The sequence below is a fragment of the Acidaminococcus sp. CAG:542 genome (genome assembly GCF_000437815.1).
GTDB lineage: Bacteria > Bacillota > Negativicutes > Acidaminococcales > Acidaminococcaceae > Acidaminococcus.
Map to the genome: position 1 here is coordinate 1 of NZ_FR902000.1, position 576 is coordinate 576.

Annotated in this window: 2 protein-coding genes; both read right to left on the minus strand. The window is 40.3% G+C overall.

All coding sequences use genetic code 11. From position 1 onward, the window contains the following. Positions 1-10 precede the first annotated feature (10 nt). Entirely contained in the window at positions 11-238 is a 228-nt protein-coding gene (locus tag QVO43_RS00085) for a type II toxin-antitoxin system MqsA family antitoxin (protein WP_022486611.1), read from the minus strand. A gap of 6 nt (positions 239-244) precedes the next feature. Beyond that, on the minus strand, positions 245-576 hold a 332-nt coding region (locus tag QVO43_RS00090; RefSeq protein ID WP_288174235.1), incomplete at its 5' end, for a DUF4258 domain-containing protein.

Here is a 576-nt window from a genome sequence, read left to right on the forward strand (position 1 = left end):
TCCAACCTATTCACGCAGCAGATGGATAATTGATTACTGCAATTTCGGTCAGTGAATTTTTGACCTGGTCGACAAGTTGTTCCAGACGGGCGGCCACTTCATCAGAATAAGAAACTTCACCACATTGTGTACAAACTTGAGAGGGTACGTTCTTGACAATAACAATGCAGTTTCCCAAATCGACCATGAAGGTTGTCAGTTTATTTTCAAGGGTTCCTTTGCATAAAAAACATTTCATTTCAGACTACTCCTTTCTGTGAGAGAAAGTATCATCCCATTGCAACGGATCAGGCCTATAGGCAGTGATAATCCAGAGAATACCATCTCCAACTCCGCAAACAATATGCAGAGGCCCACTTTTCAAGGCAAGACTTAAAATTAGACAGCTGGGATAGGGAAAGTCGTCAGGGTAATATTCAATCACTTTTCCTGAGGCAATGGCATTTTTAACATCTTCCCGAGATATGTTGCGTTTGATTAGACGCTGCATTACATGATTTGTCCATTGTATTTTACCTTGATGACATAATGACTGTATGAGTTCTATGGTCAGCATCTTTTTATTCCCTTCTGTTA

Coding starts and splice junctions, on each gene's coding strand:
- QVO43_RS00085 (WP_022486611.1), bottom strand. CDS start 238: ATGAAATGTTTTTTATGCAAAGGAACCCTTGAAAATAAACTGACAACC.